The following is a 17233-nucleotide window of genomic DNA, read 5'->3' on the forward strand; positions in this document are numbered from 1 at the left end:
GATCGTCACTCATCGAACAACTGTGTTCGATGCAGTCTGCACTTTCCTATCAGGTGCGCGCTGTGACGGCGGTCTCGGGTGCGGGCTTCTCGAGCCGTACGACAAGGGACTTGCCGGCCGGGGTGTTGCTGGTGTCCGCGGTGGCGTCCAGCGGGACGAGGACGTTCGTCTCCGGGTAGTACGCGGCCGCGCAGCCGCGGGCGGTCGGGTAGTGGACGACCCGGAAGCCGGGCGCGCGGCGCTCCCGGCCGTCCCGCCACTCGCTGACCAGGTCGGTGTAGGAGCCGTCGGGGAACCCGAGGGCCCGGGCGTCCTCGGGGTGGACGAGCACGACCCGGCGGCCGCCCCGGATGCCGCGGTAGCGGTCGTCGAGCCCGTAGATCGTGGTGTTGTACTGGTCGTGCGAGCGGAGCGTCTGCAACAGCAGCCGCCCGTCCGGGAGTTCGGGGTACTCGACGGGCGCGGCGGTGAAGTTGGCCCGGCCGGTGGCGGTGGGGAAGCGGCGGTCGTCGCGCGGGCCGTGCGGCAGGGTGAAGCCGCCGGGCCGGCGGAGCTTGTTCTCGAAGTCCTCGAAGCCGGGCACCACCCGTGAGATGCGGTCCCGGATGCGGCTGTAGTCCCGCTCGAACTCCTCCCAGGGGGTGCCGCTGCCCGCGCCGAGGGTCCGCCGCGCGAGCCGGCACACGATGGCGGTCTCGGAGAGCAGCTGTTCGCTGGCCGGCTCCAGCCGGCCGCGGGAGGCGTGCACCATGCCCATGGAGTCCTCGACGGTGACGAACTGGTCGCCGGAGGCCTGGCGGTCGCGCTCGGTGCGGCCGAGGGTGGGCAGGATCAGGGCGCGGGCCCCGGTGACCACGTGCGAGCGGTTGAGCTTGGTGGAGACGTGCACGGTGAGCCGGGCGCGGCGCATCGCCGCCTCGGTGACCTCGGTGTCGGGGGAGGCGGCGACGAAGTTGCCGCCCATCGCGAAGAACACCTTCGCCGTGCCGTCGCGCAGGGCCCGGATGGACCGGACGACGTCGAGGCCGTGCTCGCGGGGCGGCGCGAAGCCGAATTCCTTCTCCAGGGCGTCGAGGAAGGCGGGCGCGGGGCGTTCGAAAATGCCCATGGTGCGGTCGCCCTGCACGTTGCTGTGCCCGCGGACCGGGCAGACCCCGGCGCCGGGGCGGCCGATGTTGCCGCGCAGCAGGAGGAAGTTGACGACCTCCTTGATGGTGGGCACGGCGTGCTTGTGCTGGGTGAGGCCCATCGCCCAGCAGACGACGATGCCCTTCGCCTCGAGGATCATGCGCAGGGCGCGCTCGACGGTGTCCCGGTCCAGGCCGGTGGCGCGCAGCGTCTCGTCCCAGTCGTGGGCGCGGGCGGCGGCCGCGAACTCCTCGAAGCCATGGGTGTGCTCGGCGATGAACGTCCGGTCGACGGCTTCGGGCGTGGTGTCGGACGCCTCCAGCAGGAGCCGGCTCAGGAGGCGGAAGAGGGCCTGGTCGCCGCCGAGCCGGATCTGCAGGAAGAGGTCGGTCAGGGCGGTGCCGCCGCCGGCCAGCCCGCGCGCGGTCTGCGGGTTCTTGAACCGCTCCATCCCGGCCTCGGGCAGCGGGTTGACCGTGATGATCCGGGTGCCGGCCGCCTTGGCCGCCTCCAGCGCGGTGAGCATCCGCGGGTGGTTGGTGCCCGGGTTCTGCCCGGCCACGATGATCAGGTCGGCGCGGGGGAGGTCCTCCAGCAGCACGCTGCCCTTGCCGACGCCGATGGTCTCGGTGAGTGCGGAGCCCGAGGACTCGTGGCACATGTTGGAGCAGTCGGGGAGGTTGTTGGTGCCGAACTCGCGGGCGAAGAGCTGGTAGAGGAAGGCGGCTTCGTTGCTGGTGCGCCCGGAGGTGTAGAAGAGGGCTTCGTCCGGGGAGTCCAGGGCGCGCAGCTCGTCCGCGACGATGTCGAAGGCCCGCTCCCAGGGCACCGCCTCGTAGTGGTCGGCGCCCTCGGCGAGGTACATGGGCCGGGTGAGCCGGCCCTGCTGGCCGAGCCAGTAGCCGCTGCGCTCCGCGAGCCGGGCCACGGGGTGCTCGGCGAAGAAGTCGGGGGTGATCCGGCGCAGCGTCGCCTCCTCGGCGACCGCCTTCGCGCCGTTCTCGCAGAACTCCGCGGCGTGGCGCTTCTCCCCTTCGGGCCAGGCGCAGCCGGGGCAGTCGAAGCCGTCCTTCTGGTTGACCCGGAGGAGGGTGCGCGCGGTGCGCCGGACCCCCATCTGCTGCTGCGCGACGCGGAGCGAGTGGCCGATGGCGGGCAGGCCGGCGGCGGCGTGCTCGGGCGGCGAGACGTCCGGTGCGTCCTGGACGGGGTCGTCGGCGGGTGGCCGGGCTGCCACGTCGCTGCCTCCTTCGTGCTCGCGCGCTCGCTCGCCGTGCACCCCCGGGCGCTGTTCGCTGCGGACGGGTGGGCGTGCTCAGTGTGATGGCTGTCTCGATCCTCCCACGCCGGGACGGCGCATGCGGCCCTGCGGAGGGTTCCGTGCGGGCGGATGCGGGGCGCCCCGCGGCGGGCCGGACCGGGCGACGGGGGCATCACGGCTCCCGGACGGATGTGCCCGGAGGCGGCGGGCACCGGCTGTCAGTGGGGCGTGGCAGGATCGGGGGCGTGGCAGAGACAGCATCGAAGAAGTCCGCAGCAACCGCCCCCGCCCGCAGCTCGCAGGGCTCCCCGGCCACCGGGCAGGGAGACCGCCCCCGCCTGCTCCTGCTGGACGGGCACTCCCTGGCGTACCGGGCGTTCTTCGCGCTGCCCGCGGAGAACTTCAGCACGACGACGGGGCAGACGACCAACGCGATCTACGGCTTCACGTCGATGCTGGCGAACACGCTGCGCGACGAGCAGCCCACACATCTGGCGGTGGCGTTCGACGTCTCCCGGAAGACGTGGCGGTCCGAGGAGTTCGCCGAGTACAAGGCGAACCGCTCCAAGGCCCCGGACGAGTTCAAGGGGCAGGTCGAGCTGATCGGCGAGCTGCTGGACACGATGAACGTCACCCGCTTCGCGGTGGAGGGCTTCGAGGCGGACGACGTGATCGCCACCCTGGCCACCCAGGCCGAGGCGGCGGGCTTCGAGGTGCTGATCGTCACCGGTGACCGGGACTCCTTCCAGCTGGTCACCGACCATGTCACGGTGCTCTACCCGACCAAGGGCGTCTCGGAGCTGACCCGCTTCACGCCGGAGAAGGTCGAGGAGAAGTACGGCCTCACCCCACGGCAGTACCCGGACTTCGCGGCGCTGCGCGGCGACCCGTCCGACAACCTCCCCGGGATTCCGGGCGTCGGCGAGAAGACCGCCACCAAGTGGATCAACCAGTTCGGCTCGTTCGCGGAGCTGGTGGACCGGGCCGACGAGGTCAAGGGCAAGGTCGGCGAGAAGCTCCGGGAGCACCTGGAGTCCGTCAAGCTGAACCGGCAGCTGACCGAGCTGGTCCGGGACGTCGAGCTCCCGCTGGGCCCGGAGGGCCTGGAGCGCAGCCCGTACGACCGGCAGGCGCTCGCGGTGATGCTGGACGCGCTGGAGTTCCGCCACCAGAACTTCCGGGACCGGCTGATGGCCGCGGACCCGGGCGAGACGCCGGAGGAGGCCGCCCCGGCGCCGGGCGTGGAGCTGGAGGGCGAGGTGCTCGCCGCGGGCGGGCTCGCGCCCTGGCTCGAGCGGCACGGGGCCGGGCCGCTGGGCCTGGCGACGGTCGACGCCTGGGCGCTGGGCTCCGGCAGCGTCAGCGAGATCGCGCTGGCGCTGGGCTCGGGTCCGGCCGTGTGGTTCGACCCGGCAGAGCTGGACGAGGCGGACGAGCGGGCCTTCGCCTCCTGGACCGCCGACCCGGACCGGCCGAAGGTGCTGCACAACGCCAAGGGCGTGATGCGGGTCTTCGCCGAGCACGGCTGGCGTGTCGAGGGCGTCACCATGGACACCGCGCTCGCCGCGTATCTGGTCAAGCCCGGCCGGCGGTCGTTCGCGCTGGACGCGCTGTCGCTGGAGTACCTGGGCCGCGAGCTGGCCCCGGCCGCCGCCGACAGCGGACAGCTCGCCTTCGGCGCCGACGAGCAGGCCGAGAAGGACGCGCTGATGACCGAGGCGCGCACCGTGCTGGACCTGGGCGAGGCGTTCACCGGGCGGCTGGAGGAGGTCGGCGCGGCGGGGCTGCTGCGCGATGTGGAGCTCCCCACCTCCGCGATGCTGGCCCGGATGGAGCGGGCCGGGATCGCCGCCGACCGCGACTGGCTGGCCCGCATGGAGCAGCAGTTCGCCGGCGCGGTGCAGCAGGCCGTGCAGGAGGCGCACGCCGCGGTGGGCCATGAGTTCAACCTCGGTTCGCCGAAGCAGCTCCAGGAGGTGTTCTTCGGCGAGCTGGGTCTGCCCAAGACCAAGAAGACCAAGACCGGTTACACCACGGACGCGGACGCGCTCGCCTGGCTGGCGGGCCAGACCGACCACGAACTGCCCGTGATCATGCTCCGCCACCGTGAGCAGGCCCGGCTGCGCTCCACCGTCGAGGGTCTGATCAAGACGGTCGCGCCGGACGGGCGGATCCACACCAGCTTCAACCAGACCGTGGCGGCGACCGGCCGGCTCTCCTCCACCGACCCGAACCTGCAGAACATCCCGGTGCGGACCGACGAGGGCCGGGCGATCCGGCGCGGCTTCGTCGTCGGCGAGGGGTACGAGTCGCTGCTCACCGCCGACTACAGCCAGATCGAGCTGCGCGTGATGGCCCACCTCTCCGAGGACGAGGGCCTGATCGAGGCGTTCACCTCCGGCGAGGACCTGCACACCACGGTCGCCTCCCAGGTGTTCTCCGTCGCCAAGACCGACGTCGACCCGGAGATGCGCCGCAAGATCAAGGCGATGTCGTACGGCCTGGCCTACGGGCTCTCCGCGTTCGGCCTGTCCCAGCAGCTGAACATCGGGCCGGACGAGGCGCGCAAGCTGATGGACACCTACTTCGAGCGCTTCGGCGGGGTCCGCGACTACCTGCGGCGCGTCGTCGACGAGGCGCGCGCCACCGGCTACACCGAGACCATTCTCGGGCGCCGCCGCTACCTGCCCGACCTCACCAGCGACAACCGGCAGCGCCGGGAGATGGCGGAGCGGATGGCGCTCAACGCCCCCATCCAGGGCACCGCCGCCGACATCGTCAAGGTCGCCATGCTGCGGGTGGACGAGGCCCTCACCAAGGAGAAGCTGACCTCGCGGATGCTCCTCCAGGTGCACGACGAAATCGTGCTGGAGGTCGCCCCCGGTGAGCGGGCCCAGGTCGAGGAGCTGGTGCGCCGCGAGATGAGTGGGGCGGCCGAGCTGCGGGCGCCACTCGATGTGTCGGTGGGTGACGGCGGGGACTGGGAGTCGGCGGCGCACTGAGCGGCCTCGACCCCGTACCGGCGAATCCGGGCCGGGCTCCGCACCGACGGGGCCCGGCCCCCGGCCTCAGCCCCGTACCGACGGGGGCGGCCTCGGCCCGGCACCCGGGCCGCCTCAGCTCCGCACCGACGGGGCCCGGCACCTCCGCACCGACGGGGCCCGGCTTCAGCCCGGCCACAGCTCCGCACCGGCGGGGGCCCGGCTCCGTACCGGCGACCCGGCCTCAGCCTCGTACCGGCGAAGCCATCCTCAGCCCCGTACCGACGGGGCCGGTGGGCGCCGGTCCGGCTGCGGGGGCCGGGGAGCACCCTCGTTGCGGTGGCGGACGCGTACCGCCGCCGCGACGATCACCAGCCCCGGGGCGAGCCCCGCGCCCGCTCCGAACAGGGCGGTGGGGACGTAGTCCAGCAGGGCCAGGTCCCCGCCGAGCGTCGCCCGCAGGCGCAGACAGCGGTGCGCGGCGCCCGCGAGGACGCACCCCGCGAGCAGCGCCGCGGCGGTGAACCGTTCCCGCGTCCCGAGCCGGGGAACGGCGGCGGGCACCGGCACCTCCCGCGGCAGCCGGCGCACCGCCGACACCAGGAACGCGCCGATCACGGCCAGCGCCACCGCCGAACTGCCGTACTGCACGTAGGTGTAGAGCGGAAAGCCCGCCACGACCTCGCCGAGCACCGGGAACAGCCGCGTCCCCCACCGGTCCAGGTGCGTGAACGCGTCCCAGACGATGTGGGTCGCCGCGCCGAGCACCGCAGACACCCAGAACCACCACACCAGCGGCGCCACCGGTCTGCCGCGCCACGGGCGCCCGCGCAGCAGACCGTGCGTCGTGCCCTGCCATGCCCGGGGCAGAAGCGCCACCAGCGGTTCGCGCAGCAGCAGCCAGCCCGCCACGAGCAGCGCCGTGATCGCCGCGTCCACGGTCAGCACCCCGGCCGGCGCATGGGTGAAGTCGCCGAACTCCATGGCCCCGGGCAGCGCGCTGTCAGCGAAGTAGGTGGCGTCCGGTGAGAACGACCCCGCGACCAGGGCGGAGGCGAGCAGCGGCCCCCGCGCCGTCCCGTCCCTGCGGATGGCCGGCAGCACGGCCGCCGCGTGGCTCAGTGTGAACGGCATGGGTTCCCTTCGGCTCTGTCCTTGGTCGGAACGACCAGTATGCGTGCCGTAGGGTTCCGCGACTGGTTCCGCGACCTGCGGGCAACAGCGAGGTGGAGCAGTCGTGAAAGCTCTCGGGACTGCGATGGCTCGGGGGCCCAGGATGTCGTAATGTCACCTGAGTTGTGGCGCCGGGGGCGCGCCGCATTCCGGACGGGGCGGATCCCGTCCGATGTCCCCTGACCGTCGGCAGGGGAATGCGCAGGGGAGGGAACGCGGATATGGCAGCACAGTTCGGTCGGCGGCTACGCAAGAGTGCGGCCACCACCGCCGTGACGGCGGTGGCGATGGCGGCGTTGACGGCGTCTCAGGCCCCCAGCCTGCTCAGTGCCGAACAGGCCACCGGCGGCGGCTCGGAGCCCGTGCACGAGAACCCCATCGACGGCGGTTCGCCGTACCACACCGACCTGCCACCGCTGAACACCCCGAACCGGCCCGGTACTTCCATACCCGTGCCCGGCCGTCCCGAGAAGTCCGCCGAGGCGGGGCTGCCTGCTTCCGTGCTCGCCGCCTACAAGAAGGCCGAGAAGACGCTCGCGGACCGCAACCCGGGCTGCAACCTCCCCTGGGAACTCCTCGCCGCCATCGGCAAGGTGGAGTCCGGCCAGGCGCGCGGCGGTTCGGTGGACGCCGAGGGCACCACCCTCCGTCCGATCCTCGGCCCCAAGCTCGACGGCAACGGCTTCGCGCGGATCACGGACACCGACGGCGGGAAGTTCGACGGCGACACCACGCACGACCGCGCGGTCGGCCCGATGCAGTTCATCCCTTCCACCTGGAAGAACTGGGGTGCGGACGGCAACGGCGACGGTGCGAAGAACCCCAACAACATCTACGACGCGGCCCTGGCCGCCGGCCGCTATCTGTGCGCCGCCGGCCGCGACCTGTCCGTCCCGGAGGACCGGGACCACGCGATCCTCGGCTACAACCATTCCGAGGAGTACCTGCGCACCGTCCTCTCCTGGTTCGAGTACTACCGCAAGGGCACCCACGAGGTCCCGGACGGCACCGGCGTGCTGCCGGTCGACGTCGACCCGGACCCCGTCCCGGTCGACCGGAACCGGGCGCGGGACACCGGCGGCAAGAAGGGCGACCAGGGCGGCAAGGGCTCGTCCGGCCGGCACGGTTCCGGCAAGCCGGGCAGCGACCGCCCGCACAAGCCCGGCGACGGCGCCGACAAGCCCGACCGCCCGTCCGAGCCGAACGAACCGCAGCAGCCGGGCGACCCGACCGGGCCGGGCGAGTCCACCCCGGCCTCCCGCGTCACCGCCCTCCAGCGCATCGGGGCCCGGAACCTGACGGCCACGGCGGGCACCGCCTTCACCGAAGTGCCCCGGGTGCGGGCGGAGGACGCGAAGGGCAAGCCGGTCGCGAAGGTGCCCGTTCGGTTCGAGATCCGCGGCGGCACCGACACCCGCTTCCCCGATGGGGCGACCCGGGTCACCGTTCTCACCGGCGCCGACGGCACCGCCCGCGCACCGAAGCTGCTCGCCGGGGAGCGGGCCGGAACCTTCACGCTGCACGCCGGCGTCGAGGGCCGCCTGCTGCTCGGCACCGACTGCACCGGCACCGTCGAGGCCCGTCCCGCGCCGCAGGCCGATGCCCTCGTCCGCGTCGGTGACGCGCCGCTCACGGCCCCGGCCGGTGGTGCGTTCGCCGCGCCGCTGGAGGTCCGGGCGACCTACCGGGGGCAGGCCGCGGCCGGGGTGCCCGTGACCGCTTCGTTCGTCACCTCCGGGCTCCTCGCGTCGGCCGAGAACGACGAGGGCCCCTTCTTCAAGGACGCGGCCGGCAAGCCCGTGCGCACCCTGAAGACCCTCAAGACCGGCGCGAACGGTGTCCTGAAGCTGCCGAAGATCTACACCGACGACCGGGCCGGTACGTTCCGGCTGCGCGTCACCACCGCCGAGGGCACCGTCCTCACCGTCGAGCTGACCGTCACGGAGGCCACGACCCCCGCGCCCGGAACCCCTGCTCCCGGAACCCCCGCTCCCGGAACCTCTGCTCCCGGAACGCCCGCCCCGGAGACCTCCGCCCCGAAGTCCTCCGGCCAGTAGCCACCGGCCGAGCGCTCCGCCGGGTGCCGCCCGCACGGCGGTGCCCGCCGGAGCTGCGGCGCACCTGTCGCCCCGGCACCGCACCCCGCGTGGGGAGCGGTGCCGGGGTGTTCTCATCTCCGGCTCCCCTTGCTACGGTGCCCCAGCCCTGACGGACCGTCAGGTAGCAGCCGTCGACCCCCGGGGAGGCCGGTCATGCGCGCCCTCGCAGCTGCCGCCGCCGGACTGGCCGCCGCCCTCGCGCTGGTCCTCACCGTGACGGCGATCGGCGCCCCGGTCGGCGAGACGTCCCCGAGGCCGCTGCTCACCACCGTCCCCGAGCACCCCCTGGACGGAGGGGCGCCGTGACGCGGGCCGTGCAGCCACCGGAGCCGGCACCCGGGCCCCCGGCCTCCCTGTCCCGCGATCGCCGGCCGGGGCGCCGTCGCCCCCGGCGCGGGATGCGCCGACGGGCGAGCCTGGTGCTGCTCGCCCTCGCCGTCTTCTGCGCGGCCCTCGCGCCGCTGCTGCGCTGGTACGCCTTTCCCCGGCTGGCGAAGATCCCGGCGGGCCAGTACCAGGAGATGGTGCTGGAGGCGGAGAACGCCACCCTGCTCGACTACACCACCATGCGGCCCCGCACGGTCTCCCGGGTCACCATCGTGCAGACCCTCAAGGGCAACGTCGAAGCGTCGGAGAAGGTCGAGCGGACCGCCGGGCGGGACGTCGTGGTCTGGGACGGTCTCTCCCACATCATCGGCCCCGACGGAAAGATGGTCTCCAGCATCCCCGAGCGCTACATCTTCGACGCGCACACCCAGGCGCCGGTGCACGCCGACGGCGAACACGTCGACCGCGACCCGGTGAAGCGCGAGGGCATCGAGTTCAAGTGGCCCTTCCTCACCGAGCGCCGCGACTACACCTACTTCGACGCCCAGACCCGGACCTCCGCACCCATCCACTACCGGGGCACCCGCACCTTCCGGGGGCTGGAGGTCTACTACTTCGAGCAGACCATCCCCTGGACCAGGGTCCCCGTGCCGAAGAAGATGCCGGTCTCGGGCGTCACCCCCGAGTCGGTACGGAAGGCCGGTACGACGCGCTGGTACACCACCCGGCGCATGTTCTGGGTCGACCCCACCACCGGCGCGCCCGTCAACGGCGAGGAGATCCACCGGGAGGAGCTGCGGGGCGGCACCCTGCTCGGCGGCCGTGACCGGGTGACGGCATTCGCCGGACACGTACGGATGCGCGAGGACTACATCGACCACACCGTCGCCCTGGTGACGTCCCAGCGAGCGCTGATCCTGCTCATGACGTCATGGCTGCCGTGGGGCCTCGTCACCCTGTCGGCCGGGCTGCTCGCGCTGGCGCTCCTCCTGGAGGCCCGCGGCCGGCGGCCCGCGCGGGGCGGGACCGGCACGCTGCCCGACGGCTCCGGACGCGGCGGCGGCCCCTGATCCGGCCCGGGCCCGGCAGCGGACCCTGATGCCGCCGCGGCCCCGTCGTGGCTCAGGAGCGGCCCGCCATGCCCTCACTTCCGTTGCAGCCGCGCCTTCGTGTACCGCGTGGCCTCGGCCGAGAGCGGATCCTCCGGCCACGGGTGCTTGGGGTACCGGCCGCGCAACTCCGCCCGGACCGCGCGGTACCCGTCCCGCCAGAACGACGCCAGATCGGTGGTGACGGCCGCGGGACGGCCGGCGGGGGAGAGCAGATGCACCAGCAGCGGCACCCGCCCGCCCGCGATCAGCGGAGTGCGCTCCATCCCGAACAGCTCCTGGAGCTTCACCGCCAGCACCGGCCGCTCGCCCGAGTAGTCGACCCGGATCCGGGACCCGCTGGGCACCGCGATCCGTTCCGGCGCCAGCTCGTCGAAGCGCGCGGCGTCCCCGGTGGACCACGGGAGCAGCCGGGCCAGCGCCCGTCCGGCGTCCACCCGCTCCAGGTCGCTCCGCCGCCGCGCGCCGTCCAGCTCCGGGCCCAGCCATGCGTCCGGCGCACCGAGCAGCGCGGCGTCCGACACGTCCGGCCACGGCTCGCCCAGCTCCCGGTGCAGGAACGCCATCCGGCCGCGCAGCACGGACGCCTCGTCCGACCAGCGCAGCAGCCCCGGCCCCTCGCGCCGCAGCCCGTCCAGCAGCGCCGCCCGCAGCCGGGCCGGGTCGGGCCGGGACAGCGACCGGACGGACAGTTCGACGGCGCCGAGCCGCACCACCCGGCGGGCCACCGCATCGCCGCGCTCGGCGGACCAGGCCACCTCCTCGTCCGTGGACAGCAGCCCGGCCGCCGCCCGCCGGGCGGTGTCCTCGTCGGTCACCGCGGCCAGCCGGATCCGGGCCGACGCCGCACCGGAGGACCGGTCGGCGACCGCGACGGCCAGCCACTCCGCGGTGCCGAGCCGCGACCCGTCACCGAGCGCCGCACCGGTACCGGAGACCATCAGATACGCACCGGAACCGCGGCCGAGGGCCACCCGCTCGGGGAAGGCCAGGGCCGTGACCAGCCCCGCCACGGCGTCGTCGGTGAGCTCCCCGTCCGACGCGCCCGGTCCGCCCCCGGGACCCATCCGCCCCGCCGCCCCCTGGAGCCGCCGGACCTCCGCCCGCCAGCGCTGCGCATAGGCGTCACCGCCCCGCCGGGCCGAACGCCAGGCCGCCGCCAGATCGTCCCCGTACCCCCGGGGCGGCTCCTCCGAGAGCAGCGCGACCACCTCCGCCGCCCGGCGGTGACCGACCAGCTCCGCGCCGTCCAGCAGGGCCCGGGCCAGCCGCGGATGCAGGCCGAGCCGGGCCATCCGGACGCCGCGGTCGGTCGCCCGCCCGTCGGCGTCGACCGCGCCGACGGCACGCAGCACCTCACCCGCCGCGGCCATCGCCCCGGCCGGCGGCGGGTCCAGCAGGGCGAGGCCCGCGGCGTCCGGGTCGCCCCAGCAGGCCGTCTGCAGCGCGAACGCCGTCAGGTCCGCGACCCCGATCTCCGGCGACGGCCACGGCGCGAGCCGCGCCTGCTCCGCCTCGGCCCAGCAGCGGTACACCGCGCCCGGAGCCTCCCGCCCGGCACGCCCCGCCCGCTGCCGCGCCCCCGCCTGGGACACCCGCACGGTGGTCAGCGAGCTCAGCCCGCGTGCGTGGTCCGTGCGCGGCTCGCGCGCCAGGCCCGCGTCGACCACGGTCCGCACCCCCGGCACGGTCAGGCTCGACTCGGCGACCGACGTCGCCAGCACGACCCGCCGCACCCCCGTGCCGCCGCCGAGCACCGCGTCCTGCACGGCCGCCGGGGCGCGCCCGTGGACCTGGAGCACCTCCGCTGCGACCCCGCGCAGCAGGCCCGCGACACGCCCGATCTCCCCGACACCGGGCAGAAAGCACAGCACGTCCCCGTCCCGTTCGCGCAGCGCCCGCCGGACGACGGCGGCGACATGGTCCAGCAGCGCCGGATCCACCCGCAGGCCGTGCGGCGGACGCACCGGGCGGGACGGCGGGGCCCACACCACCTCCACGGGGTGCGACACGCCGTGCGCCTCGACCACCGGCGCGTCCGCACTGCCGCAGTCCGCCGAGTCGTCCGCACCGACCGTGTCCGCACTGCCGGAGTCCGCCGAGTCGTCCGCACCGACCGGGTCCGCGCCGCCGCTGCCCGCCGAGCCGTCGGACCCCTTCGAGCCGTCGGCCCCGCTCGAACCGCCGGGAGCCGACGCGCCGCCGGAACCCGCCGCGCCGCCCGCGAGTGCACCGTCTCCGAGCAGCCGCGCCCAGCCCGCCGCGTCCGTGGTCGCCGACGCCGCGACGAGCCACAGGTCCGGCCGCAGCGTCGCCCGCACGTCCAGCAGGAACGCGGCCGCCGTATCGGCGTCGAGATGGCGTTCATGGCACTCGTCGAGCACCACCGCGTCCACCCCGGCCAGCTCCTGGTCTCGCTGCAGCCGCTGGAGGAGCACACCGGTCGTCACCACCTCGACGACGGTGTCCCGGCCGGCCCGCCGCTCGCCGCGCACCGTGAAGCCGACCGTCCCGCCGACCTCCTCACCCAGCAGCCACGCCATCCGCCGGGCCGCGGCCCGGGCGGCGATGCGCCGCGGTTCGGCGACGACGACCCGCCGCACCGGCCCGTCGCCGGTCAGCCCGGCCAGCGCCAGCGGAACGAGCGTGGTCTTGCCGGTGCCCGGCGGAGCGCACAGCACCGCGGCGCCCCGTTCCTCCAGGGCGGCTCGCAGCGCGGGGAGCGCGGTCCGTACGGGCAGCTGGTCGAGGGCGTCGGTGCGGATCACGGCCCCAGTCTCCCAGCGCCCCGGCAGCCTCCCAGCGCCCCGGCCCCTCCCCGAGGCAGTGCTCCCGCCTCGTCGACCGGCTCAGTCCCGTGCGCAGACGAAGATCGCCGTGCCCGGGATCAGATGCCCTCGCAGCGGGGACCAGCCGCCCCACTCCTGCTGGTTCCAGTCCGGCCACTCCGGCTCCACCAGGTCGGTCAGCCGGAATCCCGCCGCGACCACGTCCCGCACCCGGTCGCCGATCGTCCGGTGGTGCTCCACGTAGACGGCGTTCCCGGACTCGTCCTGTTCCACATAGGGCGTGCGGTCGAAGTAGGAGGAGGCGATGGACAGCCCCTCGGGCCCCGGCTCGTCGGGGAACGCCCAGCGGATCGGATGGGTCACCGCGAAGACCCAGCGTCCGCCCGGCCGCAGCACCCGCCGCACCTCGCGCATCGCGCGCACCGGGTCGGCGACGAAGGGGATCGCCCCGTAGGCGGAGCACGCCAGGTCGAACGAGCCGTCGGCGAACGGCAGCGCCATCGCGTCCGCCTGGACCAGCGGCACCCCGCCGCCGATCCGCAGCGCGTGCTGCAGCTGCCGGTGGGAGAGGTCGAGGGCCACCGGCCGGGCGCCCTGCGCCGCCAGCCAGCGCGAGCACTGTGCCGCGCCGGCCCCGATCTCCAGGACGTCGCGGCCCTTCAGCCCCTCGGCCGGGCCCAGGAGCCCCGCGTCCTCCTCGTCGAGCCCCTCGGGGCCCCAGACGAAGCGCTCGTCCCCCAGGAAGCCGCCGTGTTCGAGCTGGTACTCGTCCGCGTTGCGGTCCCACCAGCCCCGGTTCGCCCGGCTGCTCTCCGTGTTCCCGGCGTCGCGCCGGGTCGCCACCGCTTCTTCCTCTTGGTTCATGGGGCCCGTCGTCGTAGTCTTCGCTCGAACCTTGTAGCTGCATGTGCAGTGAGGCCACGGCCTCACAGAACGCAAGTTGTGCCGGGAATGGGGCATTCCGCCCCGTGGTGTGCGCCTTCGCGCATTGACCATGTCCGGCTGCCCCCGTATGCTACAAGTTGCGCTGCGGGCCTGCGCACCTCAGACGGAGCAGGCTGCGCTCGCATCTGTTGTATGTCCCCTCGGTTGTCGAGGCGTGCGCCCTTTCTTCGGAAGGGCTCCTTTCTCCGGAAGGGAATGCGCCTCTCTGGCTGTCCGGCTTCGGCGGTTGCGATAAGGGTCCCCGGCGTAGTAGTGCCTACGACTCAATGTCCGTACCGGAGCCCTTTCCCACATGACGAGCAGCACCGAGACCACCGCCACCACCCCGCAGGTAGCGGTCAACGACATCGGTAACGAGGAAGCCTTCCTCGCCGCGATCGACGAGACGATCAAGTACTTCAACGACGGCGACATCGTCGACGGCGTCATCGTGAAGGTCGACCGGGACGAGGTCCTGCTCGACATCGGTTACAAGACCGAGGGTGTGATCCCCTCCCGCGAGCTTTCGATCAAGCACGACGTCGACCCCAACGAGGTCGTCGCCGTCGGCGATGAGATCGAGGCCCTGGTTCTCCAGAAGGAGGACAAGGAAGGCCGTCTCATCCTGTCCAAGAAGCGCGCTCAGTACGAGCGTGCCTGGGGCACGATCGAGAAGATCAAGGAAGAGGACGGGATCGTCACCGGTACCGTCATCGAGGTCGTCAAGGGTGGTCTCATCCTCGACATCGGCCTCCGCGGCTTCCTCCCGGCCTCCCTGGTCGAGATGCGCCGTGTCCGCGACCTCCAGCCCTACGTGGGCAAGGAGCTCGAGGCCAAGATCATCGAGCTGGACAAGAACCGCAACAACGTGGTCCTGTCCCGCCGTGCCTGGCTGGAGCAGACCCAGAGCGAGGTCCGCCAGACCTTCCTCACCACCCTCCAGAAGGGCCAGGTGCGCTCCGGCGTCGTCTCCTCCATCGTCAACTTCGGTGCCTTCGTGGACCTGGGTGGCGTGGACGGCCTGGTGCACGTCTCCGAGCTGTCCTGGAAGCACATCGACCACCCCTCCGAGGTCGTCGAGGTCGGCCAGGAGGTCACGGTCGAGGTCCTGGACGTCGACATGGACCGCGAGCGCGTGTCCCTGTCGCTCAAGGCGACCCAGGAAGACCCGTGGCAGCAGTTCGCCCGGACCCACCAGATCGGTCAGGTCGTCCCGGGTAAGGTCACCAAGCTCGTTCCGTTCGGTGCGTTCGTCCGCGTCGACGAGGGCATCGAGGGCCTGGTCCACATCTCCGAGCTGGCCGAGCGCCACGTGGAGATCCCGGAGCAGGTCGTCCAGGTCAACGACGAGATCTTCGTCAAGGTCATCGACATCGACCTCGAGCGCCGCCGCATCAGCCTCTCGCTGAAGCAGGCCAACGAGTCCTTCGGTGCCGACCCGTCCGTGGTCGAGTTCGACCCGACCCTGTACGGCATGGCCGCGTCCTACGACGACCAGGGCAACTACATCTACCCCGAGGGCTTCGACCCGGAGACCAACGACTGGCTCGAGGGCTTCGAGAAGCAGCGCGAGGAGTGGGAGCGCCAGTACGCCGAGGCGCAGGTCCGCTTCGAGCAGCACCAGGCGCAGGTCATCAAGTCCCGCGAGGCCGACGAGCAGGCCGCGGCCGAGGGCGCTGCGGCTCCGGCCGGTGCCACCGGTGGCGGCAACGCCGGCGGCAGCGGCTCGTACTCCTCGGAGTCGGCGGACAACTCCGGCGCCCTGGCGTCGGACGAGGCCCTGGCCGCGCTCCGCGAGAAGCTGGCCGGCGGCCAGAGCTGACGCTCCGGTTCCGGTAGCCGACCGCAACGGCTGAACGGTGAGGCCCGCTCCCTTCGGGGGGCGGGCCTCACCGCGTTCCGTCGCCGGTGCTGATCGCGTGCCTGCGGCGGGGGAGGGCTTCGCGGTCGCCCTTCCGCTCCCGGCCCCGGTGCCGGCGGCTCGTGCACAGGCCTGGGCGCCTCTGACGCCGTACATTGGCCGTAACAGGGGGGCGCGCACAAGGAGCACACGACGGACGAGGACATCGACTACGCCGCCCTGTTCGCGGCGACCCCCAGCCCGTATCTGGTGCTGAACCCCGACCTGGTGATCGTCGCCGTCAACCAGGCCTATCTGGCCGCGACCGGTCGCGAGCGGGAGGAGCTGATCGGGCGGTACGTCTTCGATGCGTTCCCGGACAACCCGTCCGACCCGGACAGCCACCCCGTCCGCAATCTGGAGGCGTCCCTGAACCGGGCGCTGGCCGGCGGAGAGCGCGACAGCATGGCGCTGCAGAAGTACGACATCCCGGTGCCCGGCCGCGAGGGACAGTTCGAGGAACGGTACTGGAGCCAGGCCAACACCCCGGTCAGAGGGCCGGACGGCTCGGTGGTCCTGGTGATCCACCGGGCCGAGGACGTGACGGAATTCGTCCGCGGGCGGGAGCGCAGCGGCTGGGAGCACGGCCTCGGCGACAACCCTCAGGCGCGCAAGGAGGCCATGGAGACCGAGCTGTACGCCCGTGCCCGCGATCTTCAGGAGCTCAATGAGCGCCTCCGGCAGGAGCACGCCCGGGAGCGCGAGGTCGCACTGGCGTTGCAGCAGGCCATGCTGCCGGTCATCCCGTCCGTGCCGCGCCGGCCGGCCGCCGTCCGCTACCGGCCGGCGGGCGGACTGCTGAACGTCTGCGGCGACTGGTACGACCTGATCGACCTGGACGAGGACCGGTTCGGTGTGACGGTCGGGGACGTCGTCGGGCAGGGGCTGGGGGCCGCCGGGGTCATGGGCCAGCTGCGCAGCGCCCTGGGGGCCGCCGTCCGCGCCGTCGACGGCCCGGCGCGGGCGCTGGACATCCTCGATGTGTACGCCCGCTCCATCGACCGGGCCCTGTCCACGACCGTGGTGCAGGCCGTCGTCGACCTCGCCGCGCAGCGCGTCACCTACAGCTCGGCGGGCCATCCGCCGCCGCTGCTGCTGCACGCCGACGGCAGCGTCGAAGCCCTGGACGCCGCGACCGACCCGCCGCTGGCGGTGCGGCCCGAGACCGTTCCCCGGCCGCAGGCCGAGGCCGCCTTCGAAGCGGGTGCCGCTCTCGTGCTCTACACCGACGGCCTCGTCGAACGCCGGGGCGAGGACATCGACTCCGGCGTCCGGCGCCTGGCTGACAGCCTCAGCCGGCACCGGGGGCTCGGTCCGGAGCCGCTGGCCGACGCGCTGCTCGGCGAGCTCGGCGCCACGGACGGCGTGCCCGACGACACCGCCCTCGTCGTCATCCGGCTCTGACCGCTGTTCCCGGGATCCCGTCGGCCCGAGCCCCTGGCGTGCTCGGATCCTGGGCCCGTCCACGGAACGCACCGCGCCCGGCCGGATCACCCGGCCCCGGGGGGAATGCCCACGCCCGGGGGCGTGTTGGCGAAGGTG

General features: G+C 73.5%; 10 protein-coding genes. 6 read left to right on the forward strand and 4 right to left on the reverse strand.

Annotation, left to right across the window (positions count from 1 at the left end; genetic code table 11):
- Window positions 1-49: 49 nt before the first annotated feature.
- A complete protein-coding gene (locus ABT112_RS08915) occupies window positions 50-2365 on the reverse strand; it encodes an FdhF/YdeP family oxidoreductase (RefSeq protein WP_351507162.1) in 2316 nt (771 codons plus the stop codon).
- 269 nt (window positions 2366-2634) lie between these two features.
- On the opposite strand from ABT112_RS08915, the gene polA reads away from it, so the two are divergent.
- Entirely contained in the window at window positions 2635-5391 is a 2757-nt protein-coding gene (polA, locus tag ABT112_RS08920) for a DNA polymerase I (protein ID WP_351507164.1), read from the forward strand.
- Window positions 5392-5640: 249 nt separating this feature from the next.
- On the opposite strand, the gene ABT112_RS08925 is transcribed toward polA, so the two are convergent.
- Window positions 5641-6504, reverse strand: coding sequence for a DUF4184 family protein (locus ABT112_RS08925; protein WP_351507166.1), 864 nt, complete (start codon window positions 6502-6504; stop codon window positions 5641-5643).
- 260 nt (window positions 6505-6764) lie between these two features.
- Here ABT112_RS08925 and ABT112_RS08930 point away from each other — a divergent pair, with 260 nt between their 5' ends.
- From ABT112_RS08930 to pgfA, 3 genes are all read left to right on the forward strand, one after another.
- Window positions 6765-8600 carry a lytic transglycosylase domain-containing protein gene (locus ABT112_RS08930; RefSeq protein ID WP_351507168.1) on the forward strand — a complete coding sequence of 612 codons (1836 nt, stop codon included), beginning with the start codon at window positions 6765-6767 and terminating at the stop codon, window positions 8598-8600.
- 195 nt (window positions 8601-8795) lie between these two features.
- On the forward strand, window positions 8796-8948 hold the full coding sequence (locus tag ABT112_RS08935) for an SPW_0924 family protein (RefSeq protein WP_351507170.1): 153 nt from the start codon (window positions 8796-8798) through the stop codon (window positions 8946-8948).
- 92 nt (window positions 8949-9040) lie between these two features.
- Complete coding sequence (pgfA, locus tag ABT112_RS08940; RefSeq protein WP_351507172.1) at window positions 9041-10039, forward strand: cell envelope lipid trafficking protein PgfA; 999 nt, start codon at window positions 9041-9043, stop codon at window positions 10037-10039.
- A 74-nt stretch (window positions 10040-10113) separates the two neighbouring features.
- Here the strand turns inward: pgfA and hrpB are convergent, their stop codons facing one another.
- Together hrpB and ABT112_RS08950 are read right to left on the reverse strand one after the other, a co-directional pair.
- Entirely contained in the window at window positions 10114-12846 is a 2733-nt protein-coding gene (gene hrpB, locus ABT112_RS08945; protein ID WP_351507174.1) for an ATP-dependent helicase HrpB, read from the reverse strand.
- An 81-nt stretch (window positions 12847-12927) separates the two neighbouring features.
- Entirely contained in the window at window positions 12928-13731 is an 804-nt protein-coding gene (locus ABT112_RS08950) for a class I SAM-dependent methyltransferase (RefSeq protein ID WP_351507176.1), read from the reverse strand.
- Between the two features lie 373 nt (window positions 13732-14104).
- On the opposite strand from ABT112_RS08950, the gene rpsA reads away from it, so the two are divergent.
- Window positions 14105-15613 (forward strand): 30S ribosomal protein S1, encoded by a 1509-nt coding sequence (rpsA, locus tag ABT112_RS08955; protein WP_351507178.1) that lies wholly within the window; start codon window positions 14105-14107, stop codon window positions 15611-15613.
- A gap of 243 nt (window positions 15614-15856) precedes the next feature.
- A complete protein-coding gene (locus tag ABT112_RS08960; RefSeq protein WP_351507367.1) occupies window positions 15857-17095 on the forward strand; it encodes a PP2C family protein-serine/threonine phosphatase in 1239 nt (412 codons plus the stop codon).
- Window positions 17096-17233 lie beyond the last annotated feature (138 nt).

It is taken from the genome of Streptomyces sp. NPDC002055 (genome assembly GCF_040296705.1).
Lineage (GTDB): Bacteria > Actinomycetota > Actinomycetes > Streptomycetales > Streptomycetaceae > Streptomyces.

What these genes read in the sequence shown, in the direction of transcription:
- rpsA (WP_351507178.1), top strand. Translation starts at nt 14,105, where the DNA reads ATGACGAGCAGCACCGAGACCACCGCCACCACCCCGCAGGTAGCGGTC.
- pgfA (WP_351507172.1), top strand. Translation starts at nt 9,041, where the DNA reads ATGCGCCGACGGGCGAGCCTGGTGCTGCTCGCCCTCGCCGTCTTCTGC.
- ABT112_RS08930 (WP_351507168.1), top strand. Translation starts at nt 6,765, where the DNA reads ATGGCAGCACAGTTCGGTCGGCGGCTACGCAAGAGTGCGGCCACCACC.
- ABT112_RS08950 (WP_351507176.1), bottom strand. Translation starts at nt 13,731, where the DNA reads ATGAACCAAGAGGAAGAAGCGGTGGCGACCCGGCGCGACGCCGGGAAC.
- ABT112_RS08925 (WP_351507166.1), bottom strand. Translation starts at nt 6,504, where the DNA reads ATGCCGTTCACACTGAGCCACGCGGCGGCCGTGCTGCCGGCCATCCGC.
- ABT112_RS08935 (WP_351507170.1), top strand. Translation starts at nt 8,796, where the DNA reads ATGCGCGCCCTCGCAGCTGCCGCCGCCGGACTGGCCGCCGCCCTCGCG.